We start from the raw sequence: 18,011 nt of genomic DNA, 5'->3' as shown, positions 1-18,011 counted from the left end.
CGGTGCGCTGCGGAGGGCTGGTGGCAGGGGTTCTGTGGGTGCGGCTTGCCGGTCAGCCCTTCAGGGCGCCGGAGGACAGGCCGTGCACGAAAGAACGCTGGAAGAACAGGAAGACGATCACGGAGGGGAGCAGAGCCAGCAGGGAGGCGGCCATCACCACTCCGGGGGTGACGGCAGGGTCGATCCGCAGGGTCCGCAGCGCCAGCGGGAGCGTGTACGAGGAGGAGTCGGTGGAGACCAGGAGGGGCAGCAGGTACTGGTCCCAGATCATGGTGAAGCCGAAGACTCCGATGACCCCGAGTGCGGGCTTGCACATCGGCAGGATGATCTGGGCGAAGATGCGCAGGTCACCGGCGCCGTCGATGCGGGCGGCCTCTTCGAGCTCCCGGGGCACGTCCTTCATGAACTCGGTCATCACAAGGATGGAGAATCCCCAGGCGCCCAGCGGGACGATCATTCCGGCCAGGGTGCCGATGAGGTTGAAGTGGACGACCGGCAGATCGGAGAGGATCACGGACAGCGGGAGTGCCAGGATCTCCTCGGGCAGCATCAGCGTCGCCAGGACGGCGACGAGCACCAGCGTCATCCCTGGGAAGACCTTCCTGGCCAGGGCGTATCCGGCCAGCACGGAGACGGCCACCTGGAGCAGCAGGCCGAAGCCGACCACGAAGAAGGAGTTCAGCAGGTACGCGAGCACTCCCTGGTCGAAGGCGATCCGGAAGTTGTCGAGGGTGGCGCCCGAGGGGATGACGCTCAGCTGTGTCGGGTCCTTGACCTGGCTGAAGGCGCTGACCAGCAGGGCCAGCAGGGGCCCGGCGAAGACGATCAGGACCAGCAGATAGGTGACGGCCTTCAGGATCCGCCCGCCCGGACTCCTGCTTTCCGTGAGGCCCAGCGCGGTCTCGGTCGGCGCGTTCATTTGCTCTCTCTCCGTCGCAGCAGGTGGACGACGACTGTCAGGACCAGCGTCGCGATGAACAGCAGGACGGCTCCCGCCGCGCCGACGCCGAGTCTGTTCTGCTCCAGCCCGAGCTTGTAGATCAGGGTCATCACGACCTCGGTGGAACCGTCGGGACCGCCGTTGGTGAGCAGGAACACCTCGGTGAACACGCGCAGTCCGCGGATCGCGGCGAGGATGAACAGGATCGAGAAGACCGACCGCAGGCCGGGCACCGTCACATGCCAGACCCGTTGCAGCCTGGAGGCGCCGTCGACCTTCGCGGCCTCGTACAGACCGCGGTCCACACCGGTGAGGCCGGCGAGGAAGATCATCATGTCGTAGGGGGCGCCCCGCCAGATGCCGGTGATCATGATGGAGGCCATCGATGTGTCGGGGTCGTTGATGAATCCCGAGGGGCCGAGCCCCACGAGGCCGAGGAGGGAGTTGAGCATGCCGTCCGCGGTCGGGTGGTACATGATCCGCCACAGTTCGGCGACGACCGCGATCGGCACCACGACCGGCAGGAACGCCGCGGATCGCACAAATCCCAGCCGGCGGCCCTGCCCTTCCATCAGCAGCGCGAGTGCGAGGCCGAGGGCCATCGAGCCGGCCGTCTGCCCGGCGGCGAGGACCACGGTGTGCCAGGCGGCGTCGCGGAAGCCGTCGGACTGGAGGACCGTGGAGTAGTTCTCGGTACCGACCCACCTGTTGCCGAGGTAGGGCTGGACTTCCTGGAAGGACATGGTCAGGGCGCTGACCATGGGGATGAACTTGAAGTACAGGAAGAGGAGCAGTGCCGGGGCCAGGAACAGCCACGGCGTCCACCACCGGCCCGCCCGGCGGTTGTGCCCCCGGCGGCCGGCGGCGCCGCCGGCCGCGCGGCCCGCTTTCCGGGTGGCGGGCCCGGCCGCCGGGAGGGCGGCCGGATCCGCCTGGTCAAGACTCATGACGCGGCGATTCCCTGTTCCTTGAGAATGTCGGCGAGCTGCTTGTCGAGCTCCTTGAGCTTGGTTCCGGTGTCCAGGCCGCAGTCGGCCATCAGCGCGTTGACGGTCTCGGCGGTCGTCTGCCGCACCGGGGTCCAGTTCGGGACGGACGGCGCGTACCGGCCGGAGTTCTGGTAGATCTCGGCGTAGGTCTTCCAGCGGGGGTCGGGACGGACCTCGGAGATGTCCACCGTCTTGTTGACGGGGAGCTGCACGGTGAAGCCGGTGTCGCCCTCCATCCCGGTCTTCTGGCCCTCGGCGGAGATGGCGAAGTCGGCGAAGGCGTCCTGGCCCGCCATGTTCTCGGAGCCGGCCATCAGGTAGACGGACCCGCCCTCGGCGAGCACGGTGGCGTCCTTCGCCCCCTTGGGCATCGGCACCACCTCGTACTTGTCCTTGCCGAGGGTCTCGTCGAAGCGGGGCAGCAGGTACGGGCCGACGACGAACATGCCGGTCCGGCCGGCCTCGAAGGTCTCGTTGGTGGGCGGGGTCTCCATGGTGACGGCGCCCGGCTGGATGACCTTGGACTTGCAGCCGAGGTCACGGAACCACTGGACGGCCCGGACGGATTCCTCCGTGGTCATCGTGGGCTTGTACTTGCCGTCGCCGGTCTCGGTGATGAAGTCTCCGCCCGCGGCCCAGAGGAAGTTGGAGAAGTACCAGGAGGCGTATCCGCGCTTGGTGGACAGCGGGGCGGCGAGGCCGTATGTGTTCTTCTTGCCGTCGCCGTCGGGGTCCTTGATGGTGAACGCCTCGGCCATCGTGGCGAAGTCGTCCCAGTTCCTGGGGACTTCGAGCTTCAGCTTCTCCCGCCAGTCCTTGCGGATGAGCAGCGCGGACGCCTGTGCCGAGTAGGGCAGGCCGTACTGCTTGCCGTCCACGCTCTTGCCGGAGTCGAGCCCCTGGCCGATGGCCTGCTTGCCGTTCTTGATCTTGTCCAGGTCGATCTCCCGGAGCAGGCCCTGGCTGTGCATGGCACCGAGCTGCGTCACGTCGTTCATGACGATGTCGGGCAGGTTCTTCTGCGCGGCGCGCTGCTGCAGCTTGGTCTCGAAGTCGTCGAAGATCGCGGTGACCTCGACCTTGTAGCCCGTGGCCTTCTCGAAGGCGGCAGCGAGTCTGACCGCTCCCTTCTCACCCGGTCCGCCCGGCGTGGTCCGGGTCCACAGTTCGAGCGGTGCCTTCGAGTTCTGCTTGGCATCGACTCCCGCAGGCCCTGATGTACAGCTGGTGAGGACCAGTGCGGAAGCGAGAACTCCCGCACCGATCCACCGCGATCTCTGCATGACAACTCCTGTTTTCGCCGCATCACAGCTGACCTGGAAAGCGCTTGCTGGGACGCTAACGGTGTCCGAATCCCCGGTCAATAGTCCGATGAATGCAAAAATCTCGTGATGGCTCACAGGACGTGCGCCGCACTCGACCGTCACCCCTCGATGCCCCGCAAGAGGATCCCCCACATCGCGAAATCACCTGATGAACCAGCCATTTGACTGCACGTGACAACGATCGACCGACCCCACACCCATCACACCCGAACGTGACAGCCATCGAGGCGGCAGGCATCGGACGACCGATCTTTATCCGAAGCCTTTTCAATCATCCGATGTATCGTGCTGCATGCACACCGACCAAGGCAATGAACAAGCCGAGCCAATCTCCAACATCCGGTCGGACATTTCCCCACGCGCCCGATCAGGGTTCATGGGTCGATTCGCTGATGGCCTGTCAGCGAGGAGCTGAGGAGCGCTACGTCATGAACGAGCCGGCACGCAGACCGACCGCCCTGCTGGTCATGGAGGAAGAACGCAGGGCGGACGTCTATCCCCCTGAGGTCCTGGCCGAGGTCGAACGTCTCGTACACCTGCAGGGCCCGCCCCTCACGCGGGAGCAACTCGACGAGGAACCCGATGTGTTGCGGCAGGTGGAGGTCCTGCTCACGGGCTGGGGTGCGCCGGTACTCGATGCCGCCCTCCTCTCGCACGCCCCTCGGTTGCGGGCGGTCCTCGTCGCCGCGGGCTCCGTGCGGCATCTGACCACACCCGCGTTCTGGGCCCGTGGCATTCCGATCGTCTCCGCCGCCCCGGCCAACGCGGTCCCGGTCGCGGAGTTCACCCTCGCCCAGGTCCTCCTCGGGCTGAAGCAGGTGCATCGCATCACCCGGGAGGTGACGAGCAGCCGCCGCTTCCCCCACAACCCCCGGGTGCCGGGGGCCTACCGGTCACGCGTGGGCCTGCTGGGGCTCGGGCACATCGGCCGTCTCGTCGCGTCGCACCTGAGCCGTTTCGACGTCGAGGTCCTCGCCACGGATCCCCTCGCCTCCCCGGACACCGCCCGGCGGACGGGCGTCCGGCTCGTCGGCATCGAGGAACTGTTCGCCACCAGCCATGTCGTCAGTCTCCACGCCCCACTCCTGCCCGAGACCCGCGGCACGATCGGGGCACGGCTGCTGAACTCCCTGGGGCCGGGCGCGACGCTGATCAACACCGCGCGTGGCGCGCTCATCGACGAGACCGCCGCGGCGGAGGTCCTGCGCGCCAGACCCGACCTCACCGCTGTACTCGATGTCACGCACCCGGAGCCTCCCGCCCACGACTCGCCACTCTTCACCCTTCCCAACGTGGTCCTGACACCCCACCTCGGCGGTGCCCTCGGGGCCGAACGTCATCGTCTCGGAGAGCTTGTGCTCGACGAACTCCGACGCTTTATACATGACCAGCCTCTCCAGTACGCCATAGACCCCGAGCACGCCGCATCGCTGGCCTGAGGCCGCGAAGGAGGTCGTCGCAGGTGCGAAACGGGGGCGGCGGGGCCGCACCTGCGACGTCAGCGAAACGTCAGCGAAACGTGCGTGGAACGTCAGCGCGGGGCAGGAGAGTTCGGGACCGGTCGGGCCGTCGGCTCCGGCTGATGACGGCGCGCCCGGGTTCGCCTGTCGGTGTGTTGGTGTGTCGGTGTGTCCGCACATCGGTGTGCTCATGTGCACCGGCGGGTCGGCCGTCGGCCCGACGTTGAAGGAGTCAGCCATCAACCTGCGGAAACTCAAGGCCGCCGTCGTCGCGACCGCCGCCGTGGCGGGAGTCGCCGTGGCGGCCGCGCCGGCCCGCGCGAGCGTGTGCGAGGTGGGCGGCGGCTCCATCATCTGCGAGTACGGCGTCAGCGTCTACACATTCGCCAACGGCACCCGGCAGGAATTCGCGATCGGTACCGATCGGGCCGTGTGGACGCGCTGGAACGACACCGCCGGGAAGTGGACCGCCTGGTCGTCCCTGGGCGGAGTGGCGACGAGCAGGGTAACCGTGGAGCCGCTCCCCCACGACACCTTCTCCATCGTCGTCACCGGCACCGACGGCCGACGGTGGGAACGCGTGCGCTACAGCTATCCCAGCGGCGCCTGGTCGGACAACTGGGAGCCGTACCGGGGCTGACCAGTGGCCGGGCACGCCGATGGCCGGGCCACTGGGTCCTTCGTCCGGATCGGTCCCTTCGCGGTCCGGACGAAGGACCTGCCCTCGGCCGTGCAGCGCACGGTCGCTGCGGAAGAACCTGTCAGCGCGGCCTCCAGTGGTATTTGCCACCGCCCACCCACCGCACCACTCCGGGGTCGTCGAGGTCGTGGACCGCGATTCCTGCGGCCGAGGCGGCGGCGAGCACATCCATCATCGATGTTGCGGCGCTGACAACCTCCCCGTCGATCTCCACCAGGCGGAAGGGCGGATCACCCGGCTGCACGCTCAGCACGGTGATCCGAGGCGTCGAGATATGAGGACTGCCACTTTCGGTCATGCGTAGATCGCTTCCACGTCACGGCCGACACTATGCCCGGCAGCGGTGTCCTCGGCGCCCTGTCACTCGTACACACTCTTTCCCCTCCGCCGGGCGACCCGACCCCACACGCTGTCGGTGAGAAGAAAGACCGCCGACGGGATCCCGGGCGGCGGCAGGAATCAGCCGAGTGCGGCGGTCGCCGCCATCAGTGGCACAACGATGCGGAAGGGCCCATGCCGCCGGGCGCCGCGCGGCAGCCGGTGACCGGACGTGTCTCCGCATCCGGGCTGCCACCGCATGCGGCGGCCGGGCACGATCGGCACCATCAGCACGAGGGCCGGCGCGGCGAGCACGATCTCGCGGCTCGCCCGTGTACCGGTTCACGAAGGCGGCCAGGTGCGATCCGGTCGGGGCCCCCGCTCGGCAACACCCTCGTCGTCGCGCCCCTCCCCGGGAAGGGCCGGACCGCGCTCGCGAGCAGCATCCCCGCACTTGGATGTGATCCACGTCACGTGGCGTGCGACGGGTGTCCGGGCCCCGGCCGGTGCTGCGGCCCGGGCCCGGTCATGTGCCGCTGTCGCATGGTGCGGTGCCGGCCGGGGGGTCAGTCCTCGCCCTCCAGGCTGCCCTCCGTCTCCAGGTAGGCCTGGCGCAGGGCTTCGAGGACCGCCGGGTCGGGCTTGGCCCACATACCGCGGGACTCCGCCTCCAGGAGGCGTTCCGCGATGCCGTGCAGGGCCCAGGGGTTGGCCTGCTGGAGGAACTCGCGGTTGGCCGGGTCCAGGACGTACGTCTCGGTGAGCTTGTCGTACATCCAGTCGGCGACCACACCCGTCGTCGCGTCGTAACCGAAGAGGTAGTCGACGGTGGCGGCCAGTTCGAAGGCGCCCTTGTAGCCGTGCCGCCGCATCGCCTCGATCCACTTGGGGTTGACCACCCGGGCGCGGAAGACCCTGGAGGTCTCCTCCACCAGGGTGCGGGTGCGGACCGTCTCGGGGCGGGTGGAGTCGCCGATGTACGCCTCCGGGGCGGTGCCGCGCAGCGCGCGGACGGTGGCCACCATGCCGCCGTGGTACTGGAAGTAGTCGTCCGAGTCGGCGATGTCGTGTTCGCGGGTGTCGGTGTTCTTGGCCGCGACCGCGATCCTCTTGTACGCCGTCTCCATCTCCTCGCGGGCCGGGCGGCCGTCGAGTTCGCGCCCGTAGGCGTAGCCGCCCCACACCGTGTAGACCTCGGCGAGGTCCGCGTCGGTGCGCCAGTCCCGGGAATCGATGAGCTGGAGCAGACCGGCGCCGTACGTACCGGGACGGGAGCCGAAGATACGGGTGGTGGCGCGTCGTTCGTCGCCATGGGCGGCCAGGTCGGCCTGGGTGTGGGCGCGTACGTGGTTCTGCTCGGCGGGCTCGTCCAGGGAGGCGGCGAGGCGGACCGCGTCGTCGAGCAGGCCGATGGTGTGCGGGAAGGCGTCGCGGAAGAAACCGCTGATGCGCAGGGTGACATCGATGCGCGGGCGGCCGAGTTCGGCCGGCGGGATCGCCTCCAGGCCGGTGACCCGGCGCGAGGCGTCGTCCCAGACCGGGCGGACGCCGAGCAGGGCGAAGGCTTCGGCGACGTCGTCGCCGGCGGTACGCATCGCGCTGGTGCCCCACAGGGACAGGCCGACCGAGGTGGGCCAGTCGCCGTTGTCGGTGCGGTAGCGCTCCAGGAGCGAGTCGGCCAGGGCCTGGCCGGTCTCCCAGGCGAGGCGCGAGGGTACGGCCTTGGGGTCGACGGAGTAGAAGTTGCGGCCGGTCGGCAGGACGTTGACCAGGCCCCGGAGCGGGGAGCCGGAGGGTCCGGCGGGAACGAATCCGCCGCCCAGCGCGTGCAGGGCGTGGTCGAGTTCGTCGGTCGTGGCGGCCAGCCGCGGCACCACCTCGCGGGCCGCGAAGCCCAGGATGTCGGCGACCGCCCGCGGGTGCCCGGCGGCCACCTCGGCGACGGCCTCCGGGGACCAGCCCGCGTCCTCCATCGCCTGGACCAGGGTGCGGGCCTGCTCCTCGGCCTCGTCGGCGGTGACGCGGGTCGCGGCGGACTCGTCGAGTCCCAGCGCCTCGCGCAGACCCGGCAGGGAGGCCGTGCCGCCCCAGATCTGGCGGGCGCGCAGGATCGCGAGGACGAGGTTGACCCGGTCGGCGCCGGTCGGGGCGCCGCCCAGGACATGCAGGCCGTCGCGGATCTGCACGTCCTTGATCTCGCAGAGCCAGCCGTCGAGATGCATGATGAACTCGTCGAAACCCTCGTCCTCCGGGCGGTCTTCGAGTCCCAGGTCGTGGTCGAGCCTGGCAGCCTGGATCAGGGTCCAGATCTGTGCCCGGATCGCCGGGAGCTTCGCCGGGTCCATCGCCGCGATCTGGGCGTGCTCGTCCAGGAGTTGTTCGAGCCGGGCGATGTCCCCGTAGCTGTCGGCGCGCGCCATCGGCGGAACGAGATGGTCCACGAGGGTGGCGTGGACGCGCCGCTTGGCCTGTGTCCCCTCGCCCGGGTCGTTGACCAGGAACGGGTAGATCAGCGGGAGGTCGCCGAGGGCGGCATCGGGGCCGCAGGCGGCGGAGAGCCCGGCGTTCTTGCCGGGCAGCCACTCCAGGTTGCCGTGCTTGCCGAGGTGGATCATCGCGTCGGCGCCGAAGCCGTTGTCGTCGGCGCGTGCGGCGATCCAGCGGTAGGCGGCCAGGTAGTGGTGCGAGGGCGGCAGATCGGGGTCGTGGTAGATCGCGATCGGGTTCTCGCCGAAGCCGCGCGGCGGCTGGATGAGAACGAGCAGATTGCCGTGGCGCAGGGCGGCGAGCACGATGTCGCCGTCCGGGTTGCTCGACCGGTCCACGAACATCTCGCCCGGGGCGGGGCCCCAGTGCTGCTCGACGGCTTCGCGGAGCTCGGCCGGGAGGGTCGCGTACCAGCGCCGGTAGTCGGCGGCCGGGATACGGACCGGGTTGCGGGCCAACTGCTCCTCGGTGAGCCACTCCTGGTCGTGACCGCCCGCCTCGATCAGCGCGCGGATCAGCTCGTCGCCGTCGCCCGACACGAGTCCGGGGACCTCCTGCGTGCCGAAGTCGTATCCCTCGGCGCGGAGTCGGCGCAGCAGGGCGACGGCGCTGGCCGGGGTGTCGAGGCCGACGGCGTTGCCGATCCGCGAGTGCTTGGTCGGGTACGCGGACAGGACGAGCGCGATCCGCTTATCGGCTGCCGGGATGTGGCGCAGCCGGGCGTGGCGCACGGCGATCCCGGCGACGCGGGCGGCGCGCTCGGTGTCGGCGACGTACGCGGGCAGGCCGTCCTCGTCGATCTCCTTGAACGAGAACGGCACGGTGATCAGGCGGCCGTCGAACTCGGGGACCGCGATCTGGCTGGCGGCGTCGAGCGGGGAGACGCCCTCGTCGTTGCCTTCCCAGTCGGTGCGTGAACCGGTGAGGCAGAGCGCCTGGAGGATGGGTACGTCGAGGCCGCTGAGGACCCCCGCGTCCCAGGACTCGTCGTCGCCGCCGGCCGAGGCCTCGGCGGGCCGGGTGCCGCCGGCGGCGAGGACGGTGGTGACGATCGCGTCGGCGGCGCGCAGCTCTTCGATGAGTTCGGGCTCAGGGGTGCGGAGCGAGGCGACGTAGAGCGGCAGCGCGCGGGCGCCCGCGTCCTCGACGGCACGGCAGAGTGCCTCCACGAACGCGGTGTTGCCGCTCATGTGGTGGGCGCGGTAGTAGAGCACGGCGACGACCGGGCCGTCGGTGCGCCGGCCGGTGCGCTCCAGCGGGCCCCAGGAGGGTGCCGGGGCGGGCGGTGCGAAGCCGTGGCCGGTGAGCAGCACGGTGTCGGAGAGGAAGCGGGCGAGCTGGTCCAGGTTGGCGGGCCCACCGTGGGCCAGATAGGCGTGGGCCTCGGCGGCGATGCCGATGGGCACCGTCGAGGCGGCCATCAGCTGGGCGTCGGGGGCCTGTTCGCCGGTGAGGACGACGACGGGGCGTCCGGTGGCGCGTACTTGGTCGAGGCCGTCCTGCCAGGCGCGTACGCCGCCCAGGAGACGCACGACGACCAGGTCGACGCCGTCCAGGAGCTCGGGCAGGTCCTGGAGCGGGAGCCGGGAGGGGTTGGCGTAGCGGTAGGAGACCGGGCCGTCCGAGGCGCGGGCGCTGAGCAGGTCGGTGTCGGACGTCGACAGGAGCAGGATCATGCGGCGTCGGGCCTTCCTCGGGGTGTCCACGCCCCGGGCGGTGTCGGAATGAACCCCTGGCCTCGAACGGGTTCGAGGTTCGGAGAAGGGAGTTCCTGACTTGCCAGGCCGTGGCCGGGCTCACAGTGGCGGGACCGTGCCGGGATCACACCGGACTTCCTCCCCTGTCGCCGTCTGTGGCGACGACGTGCCGGATGGCCCGTCACTAGGCATAGTAAGGGCCGGTCAACTCATGGAGGACATACGGATCCGGTCGGATGGTCGGTATGCTCGCCGCCATGCCCCGACCTGCCACTTCGCCTTCACCACCGGGAGACGCGTCTGCCCGGGACCGCGGTGACGCCTGCCCCGGCACGCTGCGGCTGCACCGGGCGGACGACGGTGCGCTGGCCCGGGTCCGGGTTCCCGGCGGTCTGCTGACGGCGGTGCAGGCGGACGCCCTGGGGGCGCTGGCGGAGAGTCTGGGCGATGGTGAGTTGCATCTCACCTCGCGCGGCAACGTCCAGTTGCGCGGGCTGGGTCCGGACTGCGGAGCCGAACTGGCCGACCGGCTGGGCGAGGCGGGGCTGTTGCCCTCCGCGCGCCACGAACGGATACGCAACATCGTGGCGTCGCCGCTCTCGGGGCTCGACGGCCGGGGCGCGCGGGACGTCGGCCCCTGGCTGTCCGAGCTGGACGCGCTGCTGTGCGCGGGCGAGAGGACGGCGGACCTGTCGGGCAGGTTCCTGTTCGTACTCGACGACGGCCGTGGCGACGTGGACGCGCTGGGCGGCGATGTGACGCTGCTGGCGCAGGACGACGGAACGGCGCTGCTGCGCATCGGCACGGCCCGGACCACACTGCGGATACCGGGCGCACAGGCGCCGCGCGCCGCCCTCCTGGCGGCCGGGACCTTCCTGGACCGGGCGCCGGGCACCGGCGCCTGGCGTGTACCGGATCTGCCCGGCGGCGCCGGATCCCTCTTCGACGAGGTCGTACGACGGTTGCGGGAGGCGGGTCCCGGCACCGTCCCGACCGAGGACCGCGCCTGTCCCCGCAGCTCCGACGGACCCGCACTCGGCCTCGTGACCGGCCCGCAGGACGGGGCAGCGCTGTCCGTCGGCATTCCCCTGGGACGCGTCGGCCCGGCGCAGTGGCGGTCCCTGACGGAGACGGCCCGGCACCGGGGAAGCGGTGAATTGCGGCTGACGCCGTGGCGCGGGGTCGTCGTACCGGGGGTGGAGCGGCAGCGGGCGGCGGGGCTGCTGGACGAACTGGGGGCCGCCGGCCTCATCATCGGACCCGACTCCCCCTGGACCGGGGTGGGTGCCTGTATCGGCCGGCCCGGCTGTGCGAAGTCGCTGGCCGATGTGCGGGCCCAGGCGGCGGCCGCGGTGGGGGCCGTGGGTCCGCTGCCGGTGTACTGGTCCGGATGCGAACGCCGCTGCGGCCACCCCCATGGCGATTGGGTCGATGTCGTCGCCACCCCGGACGGGCACCGGATCTCCCTGGTACGGGGCGAGGATCGGGGCGCCCCCGTGAACGTCCCCGGGAGCCCTGGCGGTCTTGCCGCCGCGGTGGCCGCTGCCCGCCGCACGCGCGGCTGACCCCGTACACCCACTCCCCTGTACCCGACGTTGCACGCCCGAGGAAGAGAGCGAAAGCACTGTGCACCAGTACGAGAAGGACGGGCCGGCGATCTATCGCCAGTCCTTCGCCACGATCCGCGCGGAGGCGGATCTCGCAGGCCTGCCCGCGGATGTAAGCCAGGTCGCGGTCCGCATGATCCACGCCTGCGGGATGGTCGACCTCGTCCGTGATCTCGCTTTCACCCCGGACGTGGTCGCGCGCGCCCGCGCCGCTCTGCGGGCCGGCGCGCCCATCCTGTGCGATGTGGCCATGGTCGCCAGCGGTGTCACCCGCAAGCGGCTGCCGGCGGACAACGAGGTGGTCTGCACCCTGTCCGACCCGGCGGTGCCCGGACTCGCGAAGGAGTTGGGCACCACCCGTAGCGCCGCCGCCCTGGAGCTGTGGCGCGACCGGCTGGAGGGCGCGGTCGTCGCCGTCGGGAACGCACCGACCGCGCTGTTCCGGCTGCTGGAGATGATCGAGGAGGGCGCGCCGCGCCCCGCCGCGGTCATCGGCGTGCCGGTCGGCTTCATCGGTGCCGCCGAGTCCAAGGACGCCCTGGCCGCGCACCCCTCCGGGCTGGACCATCTGATCGTCCGGGGCCGTCGCGGCGGCAGCGCCATCGCGGCCGCCGCCCTCAACGCGATCGCCAGCGAGGAGGAGCAGTAGACGTGAGCGAGCAGCAGACGGGCCGGTTGTACGGGGTCGGGCTCGGCCCCGGCGATCCGGCTCTGATGACCGTACGCGCGGTGGAGATCATCGCCGAGGCCGATGTCGTCGCGTATCACAGCGCCCGGCACGGACGGTCCATCGCCCGGTCCATCGCGGCGAAACACATCCGTGCCGACCATGTCGAGGAGCAGCTGGTCTACCCCGTCACGACGGAGACCACGGACCACCCGGGCGGCTACCGAGGGGCGATGGAGGAGTTCTACGCCGAGGCGGCGGCCCGTCTCGCGGCGCACCTGGACGCCGGTCGCACGGTCGCGGTGCTGGCCGAGGGCGATCCTCTCTTCTACGGCTCGTACATGCACATGCACAAGCGGCTCGCCGACCGCTACCCGACCGAAGTGATCCCCGGCGTCACCTCGGTCAGCGCGGCCGCCGCGCGCCTCGGGACCCCGCTAGTCGAGGGCGAGGAGGTGCTGACCATCCTGCCCGGCACGCTGCCGGAGGAGGAGCTGACCGCCCGTCTCGCCGCCACCGACGCCGCCGTGGTCATGAAGCTGGGACGTACGTTCCCCGCCGTTCGCCGCGCCTTCGAGACGTCCGGGCGGCTGCCCGAGGCGCGCTACGTCGAGCGCGCCACGATGGCCGGGGAACGCGTGGGCGAGCTGGCCGAGGTCGACCCCGGCTCGGTGCCGTACTTCGCGGTCGCGGTCCTGCCCAGCAGGATCGGAGCGCCGCGTCCCGAACGCGCCCCGGAGGGCGGCGAGGTGACCGTGGTCGGCACCGGACCGGCCGGGCCGCTGTGGCTGACTCCCGAGACGCGCGGGGCGCTGGCCGCCGCCGACGACCTGGTCGGTTACACCACCTATCTGGACCGGGTGCCGGTCCGGCCGGGGCAGGTGCGCCACGGCTCGGACAACAAGGTCGAGTCGGAGCGGGCCGAGTTCGCCCTCGATCTGGCCCGGCGCGGCCGGCGGGTGGCCGTGGTGTCCGGCGGCGACCCCGGGGTCTTCGCCATGGCGACGGCCGTCCTGGAGGTGGCCTCGCAGGACGCGTACGCGCAGGTGCCGGTGCGGGTGCTGCCGGGCGTGACGGCCGCCAACGCCGCCGCCGCCCGCGCGGGTGCGCCGCTGGGCCACGACTACGCGACGATATCGCTCTCCGACCGGCTCAAGCCGTGGGAGGTGATCGCGGAGCGGCTGCGCGCGGCGGCGACGGCGGATCTTGTGCTCGCGCTGTACAACCCCGGTTCACGCAGCCGGACCTGGCAGGTCGGCAAGGCCCGCGCCCTGCTGCTCGAACACCGCTCACCGGACACCCCCGTGGTCCTCGGCCGCGATGTTGGCGGGCCCGCCGAGCACGTGCGGACCGTACGGCTGGGCGATCTCGACCCCGCCGAGGTCGACATGCGCACGATCCTGCTCGTCGGGTCCTCGCAGACCCGCTGGGTGCGGCGCGGTGGCGGGCAGCAGATCGTCTGGACGCCCCGCCGCTATCCGGAGGTCTGAGCCGGGCCGGCTGTCGGCTGCGTACGGTGGAGAATGTGTTCACGGAGCCAGTCCACGGCGGGTTCCGGGCCTTCGACGACCGGGATGCCCTCGGGCACGGGCGGCCGTCGCACCACCACCACCGGGATCCCCGCCTCGCGGGCCGCGGTGAGTTTGGGGGCTGTGGCGGCGCCTCCGCTGTCCTTCGTGACGACGACGTCGATGCGATGACGGCGGATCAGCTCGCGCTCTCCGTCCAGGGTGAACGGGCCCCGGTCGAGCAGGACCTCCATCCTGGCGGGGCAGGGCGCTTGGGGGGCGTCCACCGAACGCATCAGGAACCACAGCTCGTCCAGGCCGGCGAAGGCGGCCAGACCCATCCGCCCCGTCGTGAGGAACACACGCCGCCCCAGCGCGGGCAGGGCCGCCGCCGCCTCGGCGAGGGAGCCGGCCGCATGCCAGTCGTCGCCCTCGCCGGGCACCCACCCGGGCCGGCGCACGGCCAGCAGGGGAACATGGGCGGCAGCGGCGGCAGCGGCCGCGTTGAAACTGATCGTCCCGGCGAAAGGATGGGTGGCGTCGATGAGCGCGTCCACCTGGTGCGTGCGCAGCCAGTCGGCGAGCCCGTCGGCTCCCCCGAAGCCGCCGATGCGGACCTCGCCCGGCGGAAGCCTCGGGCCCGACACGCGTCCGGCGAGCGAACTCGTCAGCCCGACACCGGCCGGGAGCACTTCCACCAGCAACTCGGCGAGGCAGCGGGCCTCCGTCGTGCCGCCGAGTACGAGTACATGCATCGGATCCATCCATGGGTGAGACTGAGGGCGGGCGCAGCGCCCAGCTGAAACACACCGGTTTGCGGCCCGGCTGGACCACCGGCGCCTGTGCGACCGCGGCGGCCACCGCCGCGTACACGGCCCTGCTGACGGGCGACTTCCCCGACCCGGTGACGATCACCCTACCCAAGGGGCAGACGCCCGCCTTCGCGCTCGCGGTGGAGGAGCTGGCCGAGGGGCGGGCGACGGCCGGGGTGGTCAAGGACGCGGGCGACGACCCGGATGTGACGCACGGCGCTCTGGTCCGGGTGACCGTGCGGCGGCTGCCGCCGGACTCGGGTGTGGTGTTCCGGGCCGGTCCCGGCGTGGGCACGGTCACCCTTCCCGGGCTGCCGCTCGATGTCGGGGAGCCGGCGATCAATCCGGTGCCGCGCCAGATGCTTCGCGAGCACATCGAGCGGGTCGCCGCGGAGCACCGGGGTTCGGGGGATGTCGAGGTGACCGTTTCGGTGGACGACGGCGAGGAGATCGCCCGGTCCACCTGGAACCCGCGCCTGGGCATCCTGGGCGGTCTGTCGATCCTCGGCACGACGGGTGTCGTGGTGCCCTACTCCTGCTCGGCGTGGATCGACTCGATCCGCCGCGGTGTGGACGTGGCCCGTGCCGCCGGGCACACCCATGTGGCAGGGTGCACGGGTTCCACCTCGGAGAAGACCGTGGTGACCGAGTACGGGCTGCCGGAGCTGGCGCTGCTCGACATGGGGGACTTCGCGGGTGCGGTGCTGAAGTACGTGCGCCGCCACCCGGTGGACCGGCTGACAGTCTGCGGCGGGTTCGCGAAGCTGTCGAAGCTCGCCGCCGGACACCTCGATCTGCACTCCGCGAGGTCCCAGGTCGACAAGCCCTTCCTGGCCGGGCTGGCCCGGCGAGGCGGTGCGGACGAGGCACTGGCGGCCGAGGTGGCGGTCGCGAACACGGGGCTCGCGGCACTCCGGCTGTGTCTCGCACGGGGTGTACCGCTCGGGGACCTGGTGGCGGTGGCCGCGCGGGACCAGGCGCTGTCGGTGCTGCGGGGTGCGCCGGTCGTCGTGGACGTCATCTGCATCGACCGGGCGGGCGCGGTCGTCGGGCGCAGCGGCGTGCGCTGACCGGCCGCCCGGCCGGTGCGGTGGCGTGGTCAGCAGACGTGGCGTTCGCGGCCGGGCGAGTAGAGGTGGCTGTCGCGGAACTGCTCGGCGCCCAGGGTCCGGCCGACCATGATGACGGCGGTACGGATCACGCCCGCCTCCTTCACCTGCCCGGCGATGGTGGCGAGGGTTCCGCGCAGGACGATTTCGTCCGGGCGCGAGGCCAGCGCGACGACGGCGGCCGGGCAGTCGGCCCCGTAGTGCGGCAGCAGTTCCTCGACGACGCGGTCCGCGTACCTGGCGGCGAGGTGCAGCACGATCAGTGCGCCGCTGCGGCCCAGCGTGGCCAGGTCCTCGCCCTCCGGCATCGCGGTCGCGCGGTGGGCGACCCGGGTGAGGATGACGGTCTGGCCTACGGTCGGCACGGTCAGTTCCCGCTTGAGCGCCGCCGCGGCGGCCGCGAACGCGGGTACGCCGGGCACCACTTCGTAGGGCACCTGGGCCTCGTCGAGCCGGCGCATCTGCTCGTTGACCGCGCTGAACACCGAGGGGTCGCCCGAGTGCAGCCGGGCCACGTCGTGACCGGCCCGGTGCGCGGCCGTCAGCTCGGCGGTGATCTGGTCGATGTCGAGCTGCGCGGTGTCCACCAGGCGGGCGTCCGGGGGGCATTCGGCGAGCAGTTCCCGGGGCACCAGGCTGCCCGCGTACAGGCACACCCGGCAGGAGGCGAGCGTGCGGGCGCCGCGCACGGTGATCAGGTCGGCGGCCCCCGGGCCCGCGCCGATGAAGTACACGGTCATCTGTTGTCTCCTGGGTCTTGCGCGGGCTCGGTCGAGCGTTCCGCATCGGTACTGGCTGAGGGTTTGCGTACGGACCACTGGGTGACGGGCATGGCCTGCCGCCAGCCGGTGAAGCCGCCGACCGGCACGGCATGCGCGACCGCGAGGCGGACCAGTTCGCCGCCGTGGCTGCGGTGTGCCCCGGCGAGCAGCGCCTCGGACTCCAGCGTGACCGTGTTGGCGACCAGGCGTCCGCCGGGCGGCAGGGCGTCCCAGCAGGTGTCGAGCAGGCCTGGCGCGGTCAGCCCGCCGCCGATGAACACGGCGTCGGGCGTGGGCAGTTCGGCCAGGCTTCCGGGAGCCCGGCCGGTGACCACGCGCAGGGCGGGCACGCCGAGACGGCCGGCGTTGCGCTCGATGCGTCCGGCCCGTGCCGGGTCGCGTTCCACGGTGATCGCGCGGCAGGAGGGGTGGCTGCGCATCCATTCGATCGCGATGGATCCCGAGCCTCCCCCGATGTCCCACAGGAGTTCGCCGGGCGCGGGCGCGAGCACCCCGAGGGTCGCGGCCCGGATGTGCCGCTTGGTGAGCTGCCCGTCGTGGTCGTACGCCTCGTCGGGCAGGCCGGGGACGGCTCCGAGGCGCAGTGCTCCGGGGGTGCGCCGGCAGTCCACCGCGATGACGTTCAGTGGGTCGCCCGGTGGGTGCGGCCAGTGGTCCGCGGTGCCCTCCACGCATGCCTCGTCCGCTCCGCCGAGCTGTTCGAGCACGCGCAGCCGGCTCGGGCCGAAGCCCTGATCGCGCAGCAGCGCGGCCACCGCGGCCGGGGTGCCGGCGTCCGCGCTGAGGACCAGTACCCGTCGGCCGTCGTGCAGCGCGGCAGCCAGCCGGGCGGCGGGGCGGCCGACCAGGGTGACGACCTCGGTGTCCTCCAGCGGCCAGCCGATCCGGGCACAGGCGTAGGACACGGACGACGGGTGGGGCAGGATCCTCGGCACACCGGCGCCGAGCACTTCGGTGAGGGCCCGGCCGATGCCGTAGAACATCGGGTCGCCGCTGGCGAGTACGGCGATCCTGCGCCCGGCGTGCGCGGCGAGCAGGCCGGGGACGGCGGGCCGCAACGGCGAGGGCCACGGCACCCGTTGTCCCCGGCAGGACGGTGGGAGCAGGGTCAATTGCCGCGCACCGCCGATGAGGACCTGTGCGCCGGCGAGCTCCGCACGCGCCGCGTCGGTCAGTCCCGCCCATCCGTCGGCGCCGATTCCCACGACGGTCACCGCAGGTGGGACGGGGTGTTCGGGTGGAGCGAGAGTCACGGCCGGTACCTCGGTGTTCAGTGGATGACGCAGCCGAACTCTACTGTCCGGCCATGATCGGGCCATGGCCAGGTGGCCGTCCCCGTAGTCTTCTTGCATATCAGTGGCAATTGAAAGTCAAGCGCAGGAGTGTGGTGTGGGGTCTGCTGTGGTGCTCGGGATCGAGTCGTCGTGCGACGAGACCGGGGTCCGCGCGGGTGCACGGCCGGCGGATCGAGTCGTCGTGCGACGAGACCGGGTCCGCGGGGGTGCACGGCCGGCACCGCTGGAGGTGTCCACCGATCCGTCGGCACCGCTGGAGTACGCCGCGCTGCATCCGGTCGCCCGCGCCGGTGCCGGGGTGGCGTGAACCCCGGC

General features: G+C 71.6%; 14 protein-coding genes, 1 pseudogene and 1 riboswitch. Of the genes and pseudogenes, 7 read left to right on the top strand and 8 right to left on the bottom strand.

Going from position 1 to position 18,011, the window contains the following annotated elements; genetic code table 11:
• Nucleotides 1-52: 52 nt before the first annotated feature.
• From IE107_RS02185 to IE107_RS02175, 3 genes are read right to left on the bottom strand one after another with little or no spacing between them, the layout of a single operon-like run.
• A complete protein-coding gene (locus tag IE107_RS02185; protein WP_189540342.1) occupies nucleotides 53-919 on the bottom strand; it encodes a carbohydrate ABC transporter permease in 867 nt (288 codons plus the stop codon).
• Nucleotides 916-1,887, bottom strand: a complete 972-nt coding sequence (locus tag IE107_RS02180; RefSeq protein ID WP_189540340.1) for a carbohydrate ABC transporter permease — start codon at nucleotides 1,885-1,887, stop codon at nucleotides 916-918. The genes IE107_RS02185 and IE107_RS02180 overlap by 4 nt, the downstream gene beginning before the upstream one ends.
• Nucleotides 1,884-3,212, bottom strand: coding sequence for a sugar ABC transporter substrate-binding protein (locus tag IE107_RS02175; RefSeq protein WP_189540339.1), 1,329 nt, complete (start codon nucleotides 3,210-3,212; stop codon nucleotides 1,884-1,886). The genes IE107_RS02180 and IE107_RS02175 overlap by 4 nt, the downstream gene beginning before the upstream one ends.
• A gap of 470 nt (nucleotides 3,213-3,682) precedes the next feature.
• Here IE107_RS02175 and IE107_RS02170 point away from each other — a divergent pair, with 470 nt between their 5' ends.
• Nucleotides 3,683-4,693, top strand: a complete 1,011-nt coding sequence (locus IE107_RS02170) for a hydroxyacid dehydrogenase (protein ID WP_189540337.1) — start codon at nucleotides 3,683-3,685, stop codon at nucleotides 4,691-4,693.
• Between the two features lie 211 nt (nucleotides 4,694-4,904).
• A complete protein-coding gene (locus IE107_RS02165) occupies nucleotides 4,905-5,354 on the top strand; it encodes a DUF8189 domain-containing protein (protein WP_189540335.1) in 450 nt (149 codons plus the stop codon).
• Nucleotides 5,355-5,475: 121 nt separating this feature from the next.
• Here the strand turns inward: IE107_RS02165 and IE107_RS02160 are convergent, their stop codons facing one another.
• Both IE107_RS02160 and cobN read right to left on the bottom strand, forming a co-directional pair.
• Nucleotides 5,476-5,712 carry a hypothetical protein gene (locus IE107_RS02160; protein ID WP_189540334.1) on the bottom strand — a complete coding sequence of 79 codons (237 nt, stop codon included), beginning with the start codon at nucleotides 5,710-5,712 and terminating at the stop codon, nucleotides 5,476-5,478.
• A gap of 586 nt (nucleotides 5,713-6,298) precedes the next feature.
• Nucleotides 6,299-9,895 (bottom strand): cobaltochelatase subunit CobN, encoded by a 3,597-nt coding sequence (cobN, locus tag IE107_RS02155; protein WP_189540333.1) that lies wholly within the window; start codon nucleotides 9,893-9,895, stop codon nucleotides 6,299-6,301.
• Nucleotides 9,896-9,942: 47 nt separating this feature from the next.
• Nucleotides 9,943-10,081, bottom strand: a riboswitch (adenosylcobalamin (AdoCbl) riboswitch).
• An 80-nt stretch (nucleotides 10,082-10,161) separates the two neighbouring features.
• Here cobN and cobG point away from each other — a divergent pair.
• The 3 genes from cobG (at nucleotide 10,162) to IE107_RS02140 (ending at nucleotide 13,680) form a co-directional block, all read left to right on the top strand.
• Nucleotides 10,162-11,481, top strand: coding sequence for a precorrin-3B synthase (gene cobG, locus IE107_RS02150; protein WP_189540588.1), 1,320 nt, complete (start codon nucleotides 10,162-10,164; stop codon nucleotides 11,479-11,481).
• Nucleotides 11,482-11,542: 61 nt separating this feature from the next.
• Nucleotides 11,543-12,172 carry a precorrin-8X methylmutase gene (locus tag IE107_RS02145; RefSeq protein ID WP_189540332.1) on the top strand — a complete coding sequence of 210 codons (630 nt, stop codon included), beginning with the start codon at nucleotides 11,543-11,545 and terminating at the stop codon, nucleotides 12,170-12,172.
• Between the two features lie 2 nt (nucleotides 12,173-12,174).
• Nucleotides 12,175-13,680, top strand: coding sequence for a precorrin-2 C(20)-methyltransferase (locus IE107_RS02140; protein WP_189540331.1), 1,506 nt, complete (start codon nucleotides 12,175-12,177; stop codon nucleotides 13,678-13,680).
• Here the strand turns inward: IE107_RS02140 and IE107_RS02135 are convergent.
• Nucleotides 13,665-14,453, bottom strand: a complete 789-nt coding sequence (locus tag IE107_RS02135; protein ID WP_189540330.1) for a cobalt-precorrin-6A reductase — start codon at nucleotides 14,451-14,453, stop codon at nucleotides 13,665-13,667. The genes IE107_RS02140 and IE107_RS02135 overlap by 16 nt on opposite strands.
• A gap of 11 nt (nucleotides 14,454-14,464) precedes the next feature.
• On the opposite strand from IE107_RS02135, the gene IE107_RS02130 reads away from it, so the two are divergent.
• Nucleotides 14,465-15,580, top strand: coding sequence for a cobalt-precorrin-5B (C(1))-methyltransferase (locus IE107_RS02130; RefSeq protein WP_189540328.1), 1,116 nt, complete (start codon nucleotides 14,465-14,467; stop codon nucleotides 15,578-15,580).
• A gap of 29 nt (nucleotides 15,581-15,609) precedes the next feature.
• Here the strand turns inward: IE107_RS02130 and cobM are convergent, their stop codons facing one another.
• Nucleotides 15,610-16,359 carry a precorrin-4 C(11)-methyltransferase gene (gene cobM, locus IE107_RS02125; protein ID WP_189540326.1) on the bottom strand — a complete coding sequence of 250 codons (750 nt, stop codon included), beginning with the start codon at nucleotides 16,357-16,359 and terminating at the stop codon, nucleotides 15,610-15,612.
• Complete coding sequence (gene cbiE / locus IE107_RS02120) at nucleotides 16,356-17,654, bottom strand: precorrin-6y C5,15-methyltransferase (decarboxylating) subunit CbiE (protein ID WP_229866640.1); 1,299 nt, start codon at nucleotides 17,652-17,654, stop codon at nucleotides 16,356-16,358. Before cbiE ends, cobM begins: the two co-directional genes overlap by 4 nt.
• A gap of 238 nt (nucleotides 17,655-17,892) precedes the next feature.
• Here cbiE and IE107_RS02115 point away from each other — a divergent pair.
• Nucleotides 17,893-18,003, top strand: a pseudogene (locus IE107_RS02115) (tRNA (adenosine(37)-N6)-threonylcarbamoyltransferase complex transferase subunit TsaD); the annotation flags it as partial.
• Nucleotides 18,004-18,011: the final 8 nt, after the last annotated feature.

The organism is Streptomyces gelaticus (assembly GCF_014649535.1).
Classification (GTDB): Bacteria; Actinomycetota; Actinomycetes; order Streptomycetales; family Streptomycetaceae; genus Streptomyces; species Streptomyces gelaticus.
The sequence above is the reverse complement of the archived record's forward strand: the minus strand, read 5'-3'. Positions and strand labels throughout refer to the sequence as shown.

Excerpts from the sequence above, each read along its gene's own strand:
- IE107_RS02185 (WP_189540342.1), bottom strand. The coding sequence starts at position 919 with ATGAACGCGCCGACCGAGACCGCGCTGGGCCTCACGGAAAGCAGGAGT.
- IE107_RS02180 (WP_189540340.1), bottom strand. The coding sequence starts at position 1,887 with ATGAGTCTTGACCAGGCGGATCCGGCCGCCCTCCCGGCGGCCGGGCCC.
- IE107_RS02175 (WP_189540339.1), bottom strand. The coding sequence starts at position 3,212 with ATGCAGAGATCGCGGTGGATCGGTGCGGGAGTTCTCGCTTCCGCACTG.
- IE107_RS02170 (WP_189540337.1), top strand. The coding sequence starts at position 3,683 with ATGAACGAGCCGGCACGCAGACCGACCGCCCTGCTGGTCATGGAGGAA.
- IE107_RS02165 (WP_189540335.1), top strand. The coding sequence starts at position 4,905 with ATGTGCACCGGCGGGTCGGCCGTCGGCCCGACGTTGAAGGAGTCAGCC.
- IE107_RS02160 (WP_189540334.1), bottom strand. The coding sequence starts at position 5,712 with ATGACCGAAAGTGGCAGTCCTCATATCTCGACGCCTCGGATCACCGTG.
- cobN (WP_189540333.1), bottom strand. The coding sequence starts at position 9,895 with ATGATCCTGCTCCTGTCGACGTCCGACACCGACCTGCTCAGCGCCCGC.
- cobG (WP_189540588.1), top strand. The coding sequence starts at position 10,162 with ATGCTCGCCGCCATGCCCCGACCTGCCACTTCGCCTTCACCACCGGGA.
- IE107_RS02135 (WP_189540330.1), bottom strand. The coding sequence starts at position 14,453 with ATGCATGTACTCGTACTCGGCGGCACGACGGAGGCCCGCTGCCTCGCC.
- IE107_RS02130 (WP_189540328.1), top strand. The coding sequence starts at position 14,465 with ATGGGTGAGACTGAGGGCGGGCGCAGCGCCCAGCTGAAACACACCGGT.
- cobM (WP_189540326.1), bottom strand. The coding sequence starts at position 16,359 with ATGACCGTGTACTTCATCGGCGCGGGCCCGGGGGCCGCCGACCTGATC.